The organism is Micromonospora sp. NPDC047620, assembly GCF_043205005.1.
Taxonomy (GTDB): Bacteria; Actinomycetota; Actinomycetes; order Mycobacteriales; family Micromonosporaceae; genus Micromonospora.
In genome coordinates, this window is record NZ_JBIDDG010000001.1 from 176,787 (window position 1) to 192,120 (window position 15,334).

17 protein-coding genes and 2 pseudogenes are annotated in these 15,334 nt (G+C 75.1%); 14 read left to right on the forward strand and 5 right to left on the reverse strand.

All coding sequences use genetic code 11. The features are described from left to right. Nucleotides 1-52: 52 nt before the first annotated feature. From ACGF5C_RS00755 to ACGF5C_RS00805, 11 genes and pseudogenes are all read left to right on the forward strand, one after another. Nucleotides 53-700, forward strand: a complete 648-nt coding sequence (locus ACGF5C_RS00755) for a DUF402 domain-containing protein (protein WP_393295384.1) — start codon at nucleotides 53-55, stop codon at nucleotides 698-700. 248 nt (nucleotides 701-948) lie between these two features. After that, nucleotides 949-1,407 carry a 30S ribosomal protein S16 gene (gene rpsP, locus ACGF5C_RS00760; protein ID WP_350704864.1) on the forward strand — a complete coding sequence of 153 codons (459 nt, stop codon included), beginning with the start codon at nucleotides 949-951 and terminating at the stop codon, nucleotides 1,405-1,407. After that, nucleotides 1,382-1,642 carry an RNA-binding protein gene (locus ACGF5C_RS00765; RefSeq protein WP_176737275.1) on the forward strand — a complete coding sequence of 87 codons (261 nt, stop codon included), beginning with the start codon at nucleotides 1,382-1,384 and terminating at the stop codon, nucleotides 1,640-1,642. The genes rpsP and ACGF5C_RS00765 overlap by 26 nt, the downstream gene beginning before the upstream one ends. A 2-nt stretch (nucleotides 1,643-1,644) precedes the next feature. Then, a complete protein-coding gene (gene rimM / locus ACGF5C_RS00770; RefSeq protein WP_350680457.1) occupies nucleotides 1,645-2,199 on the forward strand; it encodes a ribosome maturation factor RimM in 555 nt (184 codons plus the stop codon). A 20-nt stretch (nucleotides 2,200-2,219) separates the two neighbouring features. Further along, on the forward strand, nucleotides 2,220-2,993 hold the full coding sequence (trmD, locus tag ACGF5C_RS00775) for a tRNA (guanosine(37)-N1)-methyltransferase TrmD (protein ID WP_393295388.1): 774 nt from the start codon (nucleotides 2,220-2,222) through the stop codon (nucleotides 2,991-2,993). 141 nt (nucleotides 2,994-3,134) lie between these two features. Then, nucleotides 3,135-3,491 carry a 50S ribosomal protein L19 gene (gene rplS / locus ACGF5C_RS00780; protein WP_393295391.1) on the forward strand — a complete coding sequence of 119 codons (357 nt, stop codon included), beginning with the start codon at nucleotides 3,135-3,137 and terminating at the stop codon, nucleotides 3,489-3,491. Nucleotides 3,492-3,677: 186 nt separating this feature from the next. After that, nucleotides 3,678-4,552, forward strand: a pseudogene (gene lepB, locus ACGF5C_RS00785) (signal peptidase I). Nucleotides 4,553-4,561: 9 nt separating this feature from the next. Continuing rightward, a complete protein-coding gene (gene lepB / locus ACGF5C_RS00790; RefSeq protein WP_393295394.1) occupies nucleotides 4,562-5,182 on the forward strand; it encodes a signal peptidase I in 621 nt (206 codons plus the stop codon). A gap of 48 nt (nucleotides 5,183-5,230) precedes the next feature. Beyond that, on the forward strand, nucleotides 5,231-5,719 hold the full coding sequence (locus ACGF5C_RS00795) for an NUDIX domain-containing protein (RefSeq protein ID WP_350704872.1): 489 nt from the start codon (nucleotides 5,231-5,233) through the stop codon (nucleotides 5,717-5,719). Then, nucleotides 5,713-6,525: a ribonuclease HII gene (locus ACGF5C_RS00800; protein ID WP_393295397.1), complete on the forward strand. Its 813-nt coding sequence runs from the start codon at nucleotides 5,713-5,715 to the stop codon at nucleotides 6,523-6,525. Before ACGF5C_RS00795 ends, ACGF5C_RS00800 begins: the two co-directional genes overlap by 7 nt. Beyond that, on the forward strand, nucleotides 6,522-6,845 hold the full coding sequence (locus ACGF5C_RS00805) for a DUF2469 domain-containing protein (protein ID WP_007075222.1): 324 nt from the start codon (nucleotides 6,522-6,524) through the stop codon (nucleotides 6,843-6,845). Before ACGF5C_RS00800 ends, ACGF5C_RS00805 begins: the two co-directional genes overlap by 4 nt. A 117-nt stretch (nucleotides 6,846-6,962) precedes the next feature. Here the strand turns inward: ACGF5C_RS00805 and ACGF5C_RS00810 are convergent, their stop codons facing one another. Further along, entirely contained in the window at nucleotides 6,963-7,592 is a 630-nt protein-coding gene (locus tag ACGF5C_RS00810) for a methyltransferase domain-containing protein (protein WP_393295400.1), read from the reverse strand. Between the two features lie 198 nt (nucleotides 7,593-7,790). On the opposite strand from ACGF5C_RS00810, the pseudogene ACGF5C_RS00815 reads away from it, so the two are divergent. Beyond that, nucleotides 7,791-8,405, forward strand: a pseudogene (locus ACGF5C_RS00815) (murein hydrolase activator EnvC family protein); the annotation flags it as partial. A gap of 78 nt (nucleotides 8,406-8,483) precedes the next feature. Here the strand turns inward: ACGF5C_RS00815 and ACGF5C_RS00820 are convergent. Next, complete coding sequence (locus ACGF5C_RS00820; RefSeq protein WP_393295402.1) at nucleotides 8,484-9,665, reverse strand: aminotransferase class V-fold PLP-dependent enzyme; 1,182 nt, start codon at nucleotides 9,663-9,665, stop codon at nucleotides 8,484-8,486. Nucleotides 9,666-9,757: 92 nt separating this feature from the next. Between ACGF5C_RS00820 and ACGF5C_RS00825 the strand changes: the two genes are divergently transcribed. After that, nucleotides 9,758-10,348 (forward strand): GNAT family N-acetyltransferase, encoded by a 591-nt coding sequence (locus tag ACGF5C_RS00825; RefSeq protein ID WP_393295405.1) that lies wholly within the window; start codon nucleotides 9,758-9,760, stop codon nucleotides 10,346-10,348. Nucleotides 10,349-10,466: 118 nt separating this feature from the next. Here ACGF5C_RS00825 and ACGF5C_RS00830 read toward each other — a convergent pair whose 3' ends face one another. Beyond that, entirely contained in the window at nucleotides 10,467-11,573 is a 1,107-nt protein-coding gene (locus tag ACGF5C_RS00830) for a tyrosine recombinase XerC (protein WP_393295922.1), read from the reverse strand. Nucleotides 11,574-12,205: 632 nt separating this feature from the next. Here ACGF5C_RS00830 and ACGF5C_RS00835 point away from each other — a divergent pair. Beyond that, on the forward strand, nucleotides 12,206-12,541 hold the full coding sequence (locus ACGF5C_RS00835) for a hypothetical protein (RefSeq protein WP_393295408.1): 336 nt from the start codon (nucleotides 12,206-12,208) through the stop codon (nucleotides 12,539-12,541). 17 nt (nucleotides 12,542-12,558) lie between these two features. On the opposite strand, the gene ACGF5C_RS00840 is transcribed toward ACGF5C_RS00835, so the two are convergent. Then, nucleotides 12,559-13,806 (reverse strand): DNA-processing protein DprA, encoded by a 1,248-nt coding sequence (locus ACGF5C_RS00840; RefSeq protein ID WP_393295411.1) that lies wholly within the window; start codon nucleotides 13,804-13,806, stop codon nucleotides 12,559-12,561. After that, complete coding sequence (locus ACGF5C_RS00845; RefSeq protein WP_393295413.1) at nucleotides 13,803-15,323, reverse strand: YifB family Mg chelatase-like AAA ATPase; 1,521 nt, start codon at nucleotides 15,321-15,323, stop codon at nucleotides 13,803-13,805. The genes ACGF5C_RS00840 and ACGF5C_RS00845 overlap by 4 nt, the downstream gene beginning before the upstream one ends. Nucleotides 15,324-15,334 lie beyond the last annotated feature (11 nt).

Below are 15,334 nucleotides of genomic sequence, written 5' to 3' on the forward strand. Positions count from 1 at the left end.
CACCCGGAGCGGGTGGGCGGGCTCGCGGGGCGGGCAGCGGTAGGGTCGGGGGGTGAGATTCGAACCGGGGCGGCTGGTCGTGCACCGCAACGTGCGGCGGGGCCGGATCGGCTGGGTGCGCGCCGCCCGGGTGGTCAGCGACGACGACCGGGGCCTGGTGCTCTGGGTGGCCCGGAACTCGCCCGTGGCGAGCGAGGTCACCGAGGCCGGGCTCGGCATGCGGGCGGTGCCGTTCGCCGAGTGGGTCTCCTCGTCCTACCGCCTGGCCGCCGGCCGGTGGAACGGCCCGCCCGTGCTGAAGTTCCTGCCCGCCGGGGCAAGCCACTCGGTGTGGTGGTTCCGCGACGCGCACGACCGCTTCGCCGCCTGGTACGTCAACCTGGAGGAGCCCGGGGTGCGCTGGGACGACGGCGCGCTCGCCGGGGTCGACATGGTGGACCAGGACCTCGACGTGGTCGTCCGGCCGGACCTGGGCTGGGAGTGGAAGGACGAGGACGAGTTCGTCGAGCGGCTCGCCTTCCCCGCGCACTACTGGGTCGCCGACCCCGACGCCGTCCGGGCCGAGGGCAAGCGGGTGATCGCGCTGGCCGAGGCGGGGGAGTTCCCGTTCGACGGCACCTGGTGCGACTTCGCCCCGCCGGCGGAGTGGACCACCCCTGACGAGCTGCCGCCCGGCTGGGACCGCCCCCCGGTGCGCTGACCCGGCAGATGTGTTTTCGGTCACTTCCGTCGGTGCGCGGGTGACCCCGGGCGGTCCGGTGTGAGAGATCCGGGCCCGATCTGGCAGAATGGCTGGCTGGTATCCGGCGTGTGTCCGGCGCCCTCTAACCCGGGCACCGCGCCAGTCCACCGAGCAGTCTCCGGCCCAAACCCCACTGTGCCGGTCGGCGCTCACCCGTGCACCGCCCTCGTCAGGGCTGGTGAGATCGCAACAGGAGCGAAACAACTGTGGCCGTAAAGATCCGGCTCCTGCGGATGGGCAAGATCCGCAACCCGCAGTACCGCATCGTCGTCGCCGACTCGCGCACCAAGCGCGACGGCCGGGCGATCGAGTTCGTCGGGGTCTACCAGCCGAAGGAAGACCCTTCGGTGATCGAGGTCAAGTCGGAGCGGGTCCAGTACTGGCTGTCCGTCGGCGCCCAGCCGAGCGAGGCGGTGCAGCGGCTGCTGGAGCTGACCGGTGACTGGCAGAAGTTCAAGGGCCTGCCGGCCCCGCCGCCGCTGAAGGTCGCCGCGGAGCGGGTCGACCGCACCGCCGCGTACGAGGCCGAGGCGAAGGCCGCCGCCGGGCTGGCCGAGACCCCGGCCAAGCCTGCCAAGAAGGCCGCCAAGGCCGAGGCTCCGGCCGCCGAGGAGGCGCCGAAGACCGAGGAGCAGGCCGGTGCGGACTCCGGCGAGCAGGCCTGACATGGCACTGCGTCCGGCGCTGGAGCACCTGGTCAAGGGCATCGTCGACCACCCCGATGACGTGCGCGTCCGGCTGGTCGACAACCGTCGGGGCAAGCGGCTCGAAGTCCGCGTGCACCCGGAGGACCTCGGCACGGTGATCGGGCGGTCCGGCCGGACCGCCAAGGCGCTGCGCCAGGTGATCGGCTCCATTGGCGGGCGCGGCGTACGCGTCGACATCGTCGACTCGTACTGATGCTGCTCATCGTCGGCAGGATCGGCAAGCCGCACGGGATCCGCGGTGAGGTCACCGTGGAGGTGCGGACCGACGAGCCCGAAGCGCGCTTCGCTCCCGGTTCGGTACTCCGTACCGAGCCGGGAGCGGCGCCGCCGCAGCAGGCCGCGCCCGAGCACGGGGAGCCGTTCCGGGTCCCCGCCGAGCTGACCGTGGAGTCCGCCCGCTGGCACCAGGGACGGCTGCTGGTGGCGTTCGAGGGCGTGCTGGACCGGGACGTCGCCGAGGCGCTGCGCGGCACCCTCGTCGCGGTCGACAGCGCCGACGTCGCCCCGCCGGAGGACCCGGAGGAGTTCCACGACCACCAGCTCGTCGGGCTGGCCGTGGTCACCCCGGGCGGCGAGCGGCTGGGCGAGGTGGCCCGGATCGACCACGCCCCCGCCTCCGACCTGCTGGTGCTGCGCCGCCCCGAGGGCCGCACCGCGCTCATCCCGTTCGTCAAGGCGATCGTCCCCGAGGTTGACCTCGCCGGCGGTCGCGTCGTCGTCGACCCGCCGGCCGGCCTGCTCGACCTGTAGAGCTGCTGGAGCACCCCCGCATGCGCGTCGACATCGTGTCGATCTTCCCGGAGTACTTCGCCCCGCTGGACCTGTCGCTGATCGGCAGGGCACGGGCGAACGGCACGCTGCGGCTGGCCGTACACGACCTGCGGGGCTGGACCCACGACGTGCACCGCACGGTCGACGACACGCCGTACGGTGGCGGCCCCGGCATGGTGATGCGGCCGGAGCCGTGGGGCGAGGCGCTCGACGCCCTCGCCCCGGCGGAGGTGGCCCCGCCCCGGCTGGTGGTGCCCGCGCCGACGGGCGCCCCCTTCACCCAGGCGATGGCGCACGAGCTGGCGGCCGAGCCGCACCTGCTCTTCGCCTGCGGCCGGTACGAGGGCATCGACCAGCGGGTGCTCGACCACGCCGCCACCCGGATGCCGGTGACCGAGGTCTCCCTCGGCGACTACGTCCTCTTCGGCGGGGAGGTGGCCGTCCTGGTGATCCTGGAGGCGGTCACCCGGCTGCTGCCCGGGGTGCTCGGCAACGCGGGCTCGCTGGACGAGGAGTCGCACGCCCACGGGCTGCTGGAGGCCCCCATGTACACCAAGCCGGCGACCTGGCGCGGGCTGGAGGTGCCGGAGGTGCTCCGCTCCGGCGACCACGGGCGGATCGCCCGCTGGCGGCGGGACCAGGCGCTGACCCGCACCGCCCGGCGCCGCCCCGACATGCTCGCCGCGCTCGACCCGGAGCGCCTGGACAAACGGGACATCGCCGCGCTGGACAGGGCCGGATTTCAGGTGCCCCCGGGGGATGTGGCAAAGTAGGGGGGTTGCCGCAACCGGCCGCGCCGCGGACGGCTGCGAGGATCCTCGACCGAGGTCGGGCCACCGACCACACCCGGGGATCAGAATCACCCACCCGCGCACCGATTGACGGTGCGCCGTGAGCCTCACGAGGACGCAGCGATGAACATCCTGGACGCCCTTGACGCCCAGTCGAAGCGGACCGACCTCCCCGACTTCCGTGCCGGTGACACCGTCAAGGTGCACGCCCGGGTCGTCGAGGGCAACCGGTCCCGTGTCCAGATCTTCCAGGGCGTCGTCATCCGCCGCCAGGGTGCCGGTCTGCGCGAGACCTTCTCGGTCCGCAAGATCAGCTTCGGTGTCGGTGTCGAGCGCACCTACCCGATCAACAGCCCGGCCATCGACCGGATCGAGGTCGTGACCCGCGGTGACGTGCGTCGCGCCAAGCTCTACTACCTGCGCGAGCTGCGGGGCAAGAAGGCCAAGATCAAGGAGAAGCGCGAGAAGCAGCCGAGCTGACCTCACGCTCGCCACGCCGCCCGAGCTGCGCGTGTGTCGTACCGACCGGACCGCACTACCCTGGTCGTACGGGCGCAGCCGGGCGACGTTTCCGCCACGAGGGCGGGAGAGACGTCCACTACCGCCCGGGGGGCCTCGACGAGGCTCCCGGGCGGTAGTTGTCATATCTGCTGACCGGGGAGTGGCGTGGTGCAGACGCTGGACGAGGACGGCGCCGTCGACCCGTGGCGCCGCCGGGCGCGACGTCCCCGCCGCCAGATGCCGCTCTGGCAGGAGCTGCCGCTGCTGCTGGTCGTCGCGTTCTGCCTCGCGGTGCTGATCCGCACCTTCCTGCTCCAGGCGTTCTTCATCCCCTCCGGCTCGATGGAGGACACGCTCCTCGTCGGCGACCGGGTCCTGGTCAACAAGGTCGTCTACGACGTACGCGACCCGGTGCGGGGCGAGGTGGTCGTCTTCCGGGGCACCGACCGGTGGGCCCCGCAGGTCGACGAGCAGCCGGAGCCCGGGTTCGTGGGCAAGCTCGGCCGGACGGTCGGCGACCTGGTCGGCGTCAGCCGCCCCGGCGAGAAGGACTTCATCAAGCGGGTCATCGCGCTGCCCGGTGACCGCGTCAGGTGCTGCGACGCCCAGGGCCGGGTGCTGGTCAACGGCACGCCGCTCGACGAGTCGTCGTACGTCATCCGGGACTCGCCGCTCGACATCCCGCCGAACCCCCGCGAGTGCCGGTCCCGGCGCTTCGAGGAGGTCGTGGTCCCGCCCGGGCAGATCTTCGTGATGGGTGACCACCGGCTGGTCTCGCAGGACGCCCGCTGCCAGGGGCCGGTGCCGATCGACAACGTGGTGGGCCGCGCCTTCACGGTGGTCTGGCCGTCGTCACGGTGGAGCACGCTGTCGGTGCCGGCCACCTTCGACGACGTCGCCGATCCGCCCGCCACCTCCACCGGGGCCCCGCCCCCGGTGCGTCCCACCCCGGGCGGCGGGGTGGTGCTCCTCGTCCCGTTGGTGGCCGCGCTGGCCGTTCTCGCGCGTTCCGGACGGTGGCGCCCAGCCGGGCAACGTAGGCTCCATCCGTGATTGACGAGCAGACCGACAAGCCCCGCAGTTCCTTCTGGAAGGAGCTGCCCATCCTCCTGGGCGTGGCGATCCTGGTCGCGGTGCTGGTGCGAGCCTTCGTGCTGCAGACCTTCTTCATCCCCTCCCCGTCCATGGAGAACACGCTCCAGATCGACGATCGGGTGCTGGTCAACAAGCTGGTCTACGACTTCCGGTCGCCGCGCCGGGGCGAGGTGATCGTCTTCAAGGCTCCCCTGGAGTGGAGCAGCAACCCCGACGGCGAGGACTTCATCAAGCGGGTCATCGGCGTCGGCGGCGACCACGTGGTCTGCTGCGACCCGCAGGAGCGGCTGGTGATCAACGGCAAGCCGCTGGACGAGCCGTACATCTACCCGGGGGACAAGACCGCCGAGGAGTTCGACATCACCGTCCCGAAGGGACGGCTCTGGGTGATGGGCGACCACCGCGAGGCGTCGGGCGACTCGCTGGAGCACTGGCAGCAGTCCGGGCAGGACATCACGACGGCCACCATCCCCGAGGACGAGGTCGTCGGGCGGGCGTTCACCGTCTTCTGGCCGGTCAACCGGGCCACCTGGCTGAGTGTTCCGAAGGGGTTCGAGGGCATCCCCGAGCCGTAGGGGCCGCCGGGCGTGGGCGTTGTCGGCGGCGTCTGGCAGGCTGGTGCGGTGACCGACTACACCCCGCGGCGCGCGGCCCGCGTCCTGCTCGTCGACGCGGCGGGTCGGGTGCTGCTCTTCAGCGGCTCCGACCCGGCCCGTCCCGAGCACGGCCGCTGGTGGTTCACCCCCGGCGGAGGTCTGGACCCCGGCGAGACGTACGCCGAGGGCGCCGCGCGGGAGTTGGCCGAGGAGACGGGGCTACGGCTGCCGGCCCCGGCGTTCGGCGCGCCGGTGCACCGCGACGTCACGGAGTTCCCGTTCGACGGCGTGTGGTACCGGCAGGAGCAGGAGTTCTTCCTGGTGCGGGTGGCAGACCACGAGGTCGACACCGCCGGCTTCAGCGAGATCGAGCGGGCCAGCGTCGCCGCCCACCGGTGGTGGCCGCTGGCCGAGTTGGCCGCCACCGACGAGCGCTACTACCCGCCGGACCTGCCGGCGGTGCTGAGCCGGGCGCTGGCCGAGGCGCCGGCGGCCGACGGAGGTGTGCCGTGCTGACGCCGCCGCGCACGGTGGTCCGCCGCGAGGGCGGGCTCTACGCGCTGGAGCGGGCGTTGCAGCGGCGCGGCTTCCGGCACGTCGCCGGGGCCGACGAGGCAGGCCGCGGCGCCTGCGCCGGCCCGCTGGTCGCCGCCGCCGCGATCCTGCCCGAGGGGCGCCGGGGCGAGATCGACGGGCTGGCCGACTCGAAGCTGCTCACCCCGGCCAGCCGGGAGCGAATATACGACGAGGTCGTCGCCCGCGCCCTGGCGTATTCGGTGGTGGTCATCCCGGCGGAGGAGGTCGACGAGCGGGGCCTGCACGTGTGCAACCTGGCCGCGATGCGCCGCGCCCTCGCCTCGCTGGCCACCCGCCCTGAGTACGTGCTGACCGACGGCTTCGGGGTGGACGGCCTCGACGTGCCGGGGCTGGCGGTGTGGAAGGGCGACCGGGTGGCCGCCTGCGTGGCGGCGGCCAGCGTGCTCGCCAAGGTCACCCGGGACCGGATCATGGTCGAGCTGGACGGGACGTTCCCCGGCTACGGGTTCGCCGAGCACAAGGGTTACATCACGCCGGAGCACAGCGCGGCGCTGCGCGAGCGCGGGCCGTGCCGGGAGCACCGGTTCTCGTACGTCAACGTGGCGGTGGTGTCCGGCCGGGACGGCGCCCCGCCCAGGGCACGTCGCCCGGTGGGCGCAAGGCCGGACGAGCCGATGGAGCGCTCCGGGCCGGCAGGGGGTACCGTCGGCGTGGCGTTGGGCGAGCAGCCTCGGCCTCCGGCGTCGGTGGGGGAAGATGTGGTCATGGAAGGCGGAGTGCGATGAGCGCGGAAGATCTCGAGAAGTACGAGACCGAGATGGAGCTGCAGCTCTACCGGGAGTACCGCGACATTGTCCGCCAGTTCTCCTACGTGGTGGAGACCGAGCGCCGGTTCTACCTGGCCAACCAGGTGGACCTGCACGTGCGCAACTCCGACGGCGAGGTCTACTTCGAGGTCGAGATGCACGACGCCTGGGTGTGGGACATGTACCGTCCCGCCCGGTTCGTGAAGAACGTCCGGGTGATGACCTTCAAGGACGTCAACGTCGAGGAGTTGGAGAAGCCCGACATCTCCCTCCCCGCCGACTCCGGCTTCGGCGGCTGACCCACCGCCCACGTCCCGCCCGGTGGCCCGACCACCGGGCGCCCGGCCCGTCGGCGCCCCCACCCGCCACGCGGCCCTCGAACTCGCCACCGACCTGATCGTCCGGTGTGGTCGGTCTCAGTCGACGAACTCGAACATCGTCACCCCGGTCGGGAGGGGACGGGGCTCGCCCAGGAAACGGTGCACGCCCACGCCCACACCGTCCGCCGGGCTGCTCACCGCCACCGGCGCGAAGCCCTCCGCCGCGAACCACCCACAGATGGTCGGCACGAGGTCGGGGCTGCGCCGGTGCCGGGTCCAGCACACCGTGCCGCCGGTCGCGCAGAGCGCCGCGCAGTGCCGCACCGTGGCGCGGATGTCCGCCTCGCTGACGTTGCCGAACACCCCGCAGACCAGCACCAGGTCGGCCGGGACGAGATCCGCGTACGCGTCGGTACGCGCCGCGTCGCCCACCACCACCTCCACCGACGACAGACCCGCCGTCCGGGCGGCCGACCGGGCCACCTCCGCGTTGCGGGGATCCATCTCCACCAACCGGACCGTCACGTCGTCCCGGCGGGCGTGGGCCGCCAGCACAGGGATCAGGTCGCGTCCCTGCCCGGCGCAGAGGCTGATCGCCCGCAGTGGGCCAGGCGGGGCCGCGTCGAGTGCCTGCCCGACGCGTAGCCGCACCTCGGCGAGCCGGCGGGACAGCGCCGAGCCCGGGTCCTCGTAGTCGTCGTGCCAGCCGTACCAGTCCCGCGTCACCGGCCCAGCCTAGGCGTCGGCCCCGCCCGGTCGGGGGGACACCTCGTGGGCGGTGGTGACGGGCGAGGAGCGCGCCGGTCGAGCCGGCACATAGCAGATCACGTCGGGCTCTGGTGGCTGTCCACAGGAGACCCGTTGTCCACAGGGGCGGCCGTCCGGGGTGGCGGGGCGGGACGCTCGCCGAGCAGGCTGCGGCCCATGCGACCAGCAACCCGTACCGGCGTCGCCGCGCTCTGCGCCGCCCTGCTGTCCCTCGGCCCGGCCGCCGTGCCCGCCACGGGGCCGGGTCCGGCGCTGATCGGGGCGGCGGCGGCCGTGGTACCCGACCTTCCGCCGTCGCCCGAGGCCCCGGCCGTGGCACCCGACCTTCCGCCGTCGCCCGAGGCCCTGGCACCCGGGGCCGCGCGGTTCCGGTGGCCGCTCGACGGTGTGCCCCGCCCGGTCCGCCGGTTCGACCCGCCGCCGCAGCCGTGGCTGCCCGGTCACCGGGGCGTCGACCTGGCCGCTGCGCCGGGCGCCACCGTGCGGTCCGCCGGTGCCGGCACGGTCCTCTTCGCCGGCATGGTCGCCGGCCGCCCGGTCGTCAGCGTCGGGCACGCCGACGGGCTGCGGACCACCTACGAGCCGGTGTCACCAGCGGTCCGCCCGGGTGCCCGGCTCGCCGCCGGGGCGCCGCTGGGCGCGCTGCTCGCCGGCCACCCCGGCTGCCCCGCCCCGGCCTGCCTGCACTGGGGACTGCGGCGCGGCACGGATTACCTCGACCCGCTGGCGCTGCTCGGCCTCGGCCCGGTGCGGCTGCTGCCGCTCGACGGCGCCAGCACCGACTTGCCGCCGGCAACCGGCGGACCGGGACAGCCGGTGTCGGGCGGGCGGCGGTGGGGCGGCGGTGGCTCAGCGCTGGGCGAGCAGCGGGGGAAGCCGCACCGAGAGGCGCTCGTACTCGTCGGCGGTGTTGTAGACCTGCGCGCACAGCCGCAGCCAGCCCCGCCCGTTCCAGGCCATGACGGCCACCTCCGTGGCGAGCCGCTCGGCGATGCGTTCCCGCAGCGCCCGCGCCGCCTCGAACGTGGCGCCCAGGCCCGCCGGCAGCGGGATGATCCGCATGGCGACCCCGGGCCCGCCGGGGTTCGGCAGGTCGGCGGGGGCCACCCCCAGCGCGTCCCCGACCACCCGCTGGCCGTACGCCACCAGCGCGGCGTTGTGTGCCCGCACCCGGTCGACGCCGAGGCTGCGCAGCGTGAACGGGCCCACCGGCGCGGCCAGCCAGCCGGTGTAGTCCTGCGTCGCCGCCCATTCGACCTGACCGGGGAACCCCGACTCCTGCTCCCACGAGACGACCAGCGGCTCGATGCGCTCCCGCCACGGCGGCGCGACCACCAGCACGGCGCTGCCCCGCGGCGCGTACGCCCACTTGTGCAGGTTGCCCACCCAGAAGTCGGCGCCGATGCCACCGACCGGGGTCGGCAGCATGCCCGGGGCGTGCGCGGCGTCGACCAGGACCGGTATCCCGTGCTCCCGGGCCACCCCGACGACGGCGGCGACCGGGAAGAGCCGGGCGGTGGCCGAAGTGAGCTGGTCCACCACGAGCAGCCGGGTCCGGCCGGGGCGCAGCCCCGCACGGACGATCTCGACGACCTCCTCGTCGGTGGCGGCCAGCGGTACCCGCAGCGCCCGGGTGACCGCCCCCGTACGGCGGCACTCGCGGGCGGTGGAGAGGCCCACCGCGCCGTAGCCGTGGTCGGTCGTCAGTACCTCGTCGCCGGGGTGCAGGCCGAGGGACTGGAGCACCACCGCCACCCCGGTGGTGGCATTCGGCACCAGGGCGGCACCGTCCGGGTCGGCGCCCAGGAAGCCGGCCAGATGACGGCGGGTGTGCGTGATCCGGTCGACCAGCCCCTGGGTGAAGAAGCGCAGCGGGTTGGCCTCCATCTCGTCGCGCAGCCGCTGTTGGGCCCGCTGCACCGGGACCGGGACCGCGCCGAACGACCCGTGGTTGAGGTGGCTGACCGCCGGGTCCAGCGAGAAGAGCAGGCGGGCTGCCGCGATCGGCTCTGGCGGCTGCGGGACGCTCACCCGGTGATCGTAGCGGCCGGTGGATCTCCGGCCGGCGTTCCGCCGGGTGCCCGTGCCGGTCGACCCCGCTCGATCCCGCAGAATTGCGGATCGTGGACACCCACGTGGAACTGCGCTGGCCGACCGCCGCCGACCGACAGCTCCGCGCCGACGTGCACCGGGTGCTGCACGCGGTGGCCGAGCACGGTGGCGCGATCGGGTACGCGGTCCCGCCCGGCCGCGCCGAGACCGACGCCTGGCTGGACGCGGTGCTGAGCCTGGTCGGGGCCGGCGACGCCGCGCTGGTCCTCGCCGTGCTCGACTCCCGGGTGGTGGGCACCGGGCTGTGGCGGCGCGGCCCGAAGCCGATCTTCGCCCACTACGCCGACCTGGAGAAGATCACCGCGCACCCGGCCGCCCGTGGCCGAGGCATCGGCCGGCTGGTCACCGGGGCGCTCATCGACGACGCCCGCAAGGCCGGCATCGAGACCCTCGCGCTGGGCGTACGCGGCAACAACCACGGAGCCATCGAGCTCTACGAGCGGCTCGGGTTCCGCGAATGGGGCCGGCTGCCGAACGTCATCGAGGTGGGCGACGAGCGCTACGACGACGTGCGGATGTGTCTGGACCTGGGCCGGCCGCCGCACGTACTGCTCCGCGGCTCTGCCCCGGACGGCCCGGGTTCGTCGCCGCGCCGGTCCTGAGAGCTGACGCCGGCGACCGCAGCTGCCAGGCGACCACACCGGCCAGCATCGCGGCGTCCCCAGCGGTCGGGCCACCGCCGCGACGGTCGGGCATGGCCGTCCGGCTCCCTCCCACCGGTCAGGCGCGGGGGTGGGCCTGGCGGTAGGCCGCGCGGAGCCGCTCCACCGACACGTGGGTGTAGATCTGCGTGCTCGCGAGGGACGAGTGCCCCAGCAGTTCCTGCACCGCCCGCAGGTCGGCACCGCCCTCCAGCAGGTGGGTCGCCGCCGAGTGCCGCAGCCCGTGCGGGCTGACCGGGGGCAGCCCGGCGGCCTCGGCGTACCCGCTGACGATCCGTCGGGCCATCGTCGGGTTGAGCCGCCCGCCGCGGGCGCCGAGCAGCAGCGCCTCCCGGGAGTGCGGCCCGGCCAGTGCGGGGCGGCCGTGCCGCAGCCACTCGTCGAGCGCCCGCTGCGCCGGCACCCCGTACGGGACCGCGCGCTCCCGGCCGCCCTTGCCGAACACCCGCACGACCCGCCGCGCGTGGTCGACGTCGGCGATGTCGAGGCCGCACGCCTCGCTGATCCGTACGCCCGTGCCGTAGAGCAGCTCCAGCAGCGCCCTGTCCCGCAGCACCACGGCCTCGGCGGTACCGTCCGCCGTGGCCCCGCTCGCGGTGCCGGCCTTGGCGGTGCCGCCTGCCGCATGCGCCGCCGCGTCTCCGTCCGCCGTGTCCGTCTCCGTCGGCCCGGAAGCACTGCCCGGAGCGGTCAGGCGTCCGCCCGACGCCGGGACTCGGGGCCGTGAGCCGGCGACGGTGTCCGGCGTCGACGCGCCCGGGGCGGACCGGCCGGGCGCCTCGACCAGCGCGGCGGCCTGGTCGGCACGGAGAACGGACGGCAGGTCCCGGTGGGCGCGGGGGCTGGCCAGCGCACCCGCCACGTCGGTGGGGAGCAGCCCGGCCCGGTGCGCCCAGGCGCTGAACGTCCGTGCCGAAGCCGAGCGGCGGGCGAGCGACGTCCGTGCGGCGCCCATCGTCCGCTGCTTCGCCAGCCAGCTGCGCAGCACCGTCAGGTCCAGTTCCGCCAGTTCGGCGCAGCCCATCCGGCGCGCGTGGTCCAGCAGCGACACCACGTCGCCGACGTACGCCCGGACCGTGTGCGCGGACCGGTTGCGCACCCCGGCCAGGTGCCCGGCGAATTCGTCCACCGCCTCGCGCATCGCCGACGGGAGCGCCTCGTGCATCGCCCGGGTGCCGGCCAGCTCGCGGCTCACCGCGACGCCCCGCTTCGCCACCGTCGTCGGCACCCCCGGCCAACAGTTCCGCCCCCCGGGGCCGGCCGCCGGCATCGTGGGCGGCGCGGTCGGCAGGGTGTGACCCTCCCGGACGCCGGCGGTGGCGGATCCTCTGGCACAGCGCCAGCCTACGGTCGACGGGACCCGACGACCATGCGCCCGGATCATCCGCCCCGGCCGGGCACCGGGCTGCGGGGCGGGTGTGCGACCGGCCGGGACAGCTCCGGGACGGCTCCGGGGCGGGACGACTCCGGGCAGGACGGCTCCGGGGCGGATGGACCGGGGCGGGACGGCTCCGGGGCGGATGGACCGGGGCGGGACGGCTCCGGGGCGGATGGACCGGGGCGGGACGGCTCAAAGGCAGGGCGGCCGGGCGGGACGGCTCCGAGGCCGGGTGACGGGGGGGCGGGGCGGCTGCGCAGCCGGGCGGTGCCGGCGCGGCACCACGGGGCGAAGCTCTCTCACCTGTGCGGGCGGGGTGATGGATTACCGGGGCCGGTGCGCGCAGACTTGTCGTACCAACGGGTCAGCCAGGTCGCCACGCCACGGGGCGGACGGTGCTCGACGAAGGGGGACCGGGCATGGGGGTCGATGTCGTCCTCTACCGGGTGGTCGAGGCGGGCTCGGGCCGGCGTCGCCTCGTGCCGGCCGAGGTGCTGCCCGATCCCGACGACGTGCTGTTGGATCTCGTCGAGCGGGTCCGTGGCACCGGGCGTACCCCGATGCTGGACCGGGTCGACCCCGTCGGTCAGCTGGTGGTCCCCGCCGACCAGACGCCGCAGCTTCTCGCCGAGCTGGGTCGCCTCGCCGAGGTGGCCCGGACGACGCCCGAGGTGACGCACGTGCGCCGCCTGGATCTGTTGGCGCGGCACTGCCGGCCGGACCGCGACATGGAGATCCGCTTCGAGGGGGACTGACCGGGCTGGCGGCCCGCTCAGCGTCGGGCCTCCTCGCCCGCCCGGCCGCCCTCGTGCGGCGGCTGGTCGTGACCGCGCCGCCCCTGGCCGGCCCGGCCCGCGCCGGCCGGCGGCGCGAGGGCGTATCCGTCCGCGCGGTGGACCACCAGGGCCAGCTCCTCCAGCATCGACAGTTTCCGCAGGGCGGTGCGGACGGCGACACCGGCCCGGGCGGCGAGGACGTCCACCCCCACGGCGCCCCGGCGGGGCAGCGCCTCGACGATCGACCGGGCGTCGTCGTCGAGCTGGTCGACCGGCCGCTGCGGGCCGCGCGGCACCGGCGCCAGCTCGCCGATCCGCCCGACCTCCTCCAGCACCTGGGCGACCCCGGTGACCAGCCGGGCCTTCGGGTAGTCGCGCAGCAACTCGTGCGTGCCCACCGACATCGCCGACGTGACCGGGCCCGGCACCACCATCCCCGGCTTCGTCAGGGCGAGTGCCCGGTGCGTGGTCTGGGTGGCGCCGCTGCGCGCCGCCGCCTCCACCAGCACGGTGCCGAGGGTCCCCGCCGCGATCACCCGGTTGCGGATGAGGAACCGGGGACGCAGCGGGTCGGCCCCCGGTATCCACTCGCTGACCAGCAGCCCGGTGTCGGCGATCCGGTCGAACAGTGCCGCGTTGCCCATCGGGTAGGGACGGTCCACGCCGCAGGCGAGCACGGCCACCGTGATGCCCCCGGCGTTGAGCGCGCCCCGGTGGGCCGCCGCGTCGATGCCGAAGGCACCACCGGAGACGACGGTCCAGTCCCGGTCCGCGAGCCCGTAGCCGAGTTCGGTGGCGACGTGAGTGCCGTACCCGGTGGCGGCCCGGGCACCGACGACCGCGACGGAGCGGTCGAGCGCCTCCGCGAGCGGCCACGAGCCGCGTACCCAGAAGCAGAGCGGCGGCGCGGTCTCGGTGTCCACCCGGCGGTACGCGCCGGGCAGCCGCAGCCCGCGCAACTGGTCGATCCGGTCGGGCCACTCGCCGTCGCCGGGGACCACGACCCGGGCCCCGAGCCGGTCCCCGCGGGCCAGCGCCTCGGCCGCTACCGCCCGGGCGTCCCCGGCGGCGGTGCGCGCCGCCACCGTCGCCCGCAACGTCTCGTCCGGCGCGCCCCCGTCGAGCAGCAGGTCGAGTGTGGCCGCCGGGCCGAGCCGGTCGACCAGTCGGTGCACCGACCGGGTGCCCGGCTCGGCGAGCCAGGTCAACGCCACCCGGGCCAGCGTCTCCTCGTCGGTGCTCACGTGCCGTCCCCCGTTCGCAGTTGAATGGCCTCCCGGACGTCCTCCCGGTCGGGCCGGTCCCGGCCGTCGAGGTCCGCGATCGTCCAGGCCAGGCGGATGATCCGGTCGAAGCCCCGGGCGGAGAGCGACCCCGAGTCCAGTCGCGCCCGCAGCTCGGCGGTGTCGGGCCCGGGCAGTCGCCAGGGCGGTCGACGCAGGCACGGCCCGGGTATCTCCGCGTTGAGCCGGCGGTCGAGGACCACCCAGCGCGCGGCCGCGGCCTCCCGGGCGGCTGCCACCCGCCGGGCGACGGTGGCCGACGACTCGCTGTCCACCGTGGCCTCCATCAGCTCCGCCGCCCGGACGGGTGGCAGCTTCACCTGCACGTCGATCCGGTCCAACAGTGGGCCGGACAGCCGGCTGAGATAGCGCCGGCGGGCCTGCGGCGGGCACTCGCAGTACGCGTCCCCGGCCGGCTTGGCACACGGGCACGGGTTGGCCGCCAGCACGAGTTGCGTACGGGCCGGGTATTCGGCGCCGCCGCGGCTGCGGGCCAGCCGGACCCGGCCGTTCTCCAGCGGCTGGCGCAGCGCCTCCAATGTGCCCCGGCTGAACTCGGGCGCCTCGTCGAGGAAGAGCACCCCGCGGTGGGCGAGCGAGACCGCGCCGGGACGCGCCAGCCCCGAACCGCCGCCGACCAGGGACGGCACCGTCGCCGTGTGGTGCGGCGCCTGGAACGGCGGGCGGCGCAGCAACCGGCCGCCAGGCGGGAGCAGCCCGGCGATCGAGTGCAGGGCGGTGACCTCCAGCGCGGCCTCGTCGTCCAGCTCGGGCAGGATCGACGGGAGGCGCTCGGCGAGCATGGTCTTGCCGGCGCCCGGCGGTCCGAGCAGCGCCAGGTGGTGCCCGCCCGCCGCGGCCACCTCCAGCGCCCGCCGGCCCAGCCCCTGCCCGGCGACCTCGGCCAGGTCGGGCCCGTCGCCGACCGGTGCCGGGCCGCTCGCCTCCGGCTCGATCAGGGGCGTGCCGTCACGGACGAAGCTGACCAGCCGGTGCAGCGTGTCGACCGCCCGGACCCGGACCCCGGGGACGACCGCCGCCTCGGCGGCGTTGCCGGCCGGGACGATCACCCGCTCGACGCCGGCCCGGGCGGCCGCGGCGACCATCGGCAGTACGCCGCGCACCGGCCGGACGGTGCCGTCGAGGCCCAACTCGCCGAGGACCGCCACGCGCTCCAGTGGCAGCAGCGGCAGCTCGCCCGAGCCGCCCAGCAGGGCCACCGCGATCGCCAGGTCGAACGCCGAGCCGAACTTGGGCAGGTCGGCGGGCAGCAGGTTGAGCGTGATCCGGCGGTTGGGCCACCGCTGCCCGGAGTTGACGACCGCCGCGCGGACCCGGTCCCGGGCCTCGTGCAGGGCGGTGTCCGGCAGCCCCGAGATGACGACGGCCGGCAGGCCGGCCGCCAGGTCGGCCTCGACCTCCACCAGGTGCCCGGTGACGCCCACCAGGCCCACGCAGAGCACCTTCGCGTAGCTCACGCCGCCACCCG

Bases quoted from the DNA above. Each gene is read 5' to 3' on its own strand.
- ACGF5C_RS00830 (WP_393295922.1), bottom strand. From the start codon at position 11,573: ATGCACGAGGCGCTCCCGTCGGCGATGCGCGAGGCGGTGGACGAATTC.
- rplS (WP_393295391.1), top strand. From the start codon at position 3,135: ATGAACATCCTGGACGCCCTTGACGCCCAGTCGAAGCGGACCGACCTC.
- ACGF5C_RS00835 (WP_393295408.1), top strand. From the start codon at position 12,206: ATGGGGGTCGATGTCGTCCTCTACCGGGTGGTCGAGGCGGGCTCGGGC.
- trmD (WP_393295388.1), top strand. From the start codon at position 2,220: ATGCGCGTCGACATCGTGTCGATCTTCCCGGAGTACTTCGCCCCGCTG.
- ACGF5C_RS00805 (WP_007075222.1), top strand. From the start codon at position 6,522: ATGAGCGCGGAAGATCTCGAGAAGTACGAGACCGAGATGGAGCTGCAG.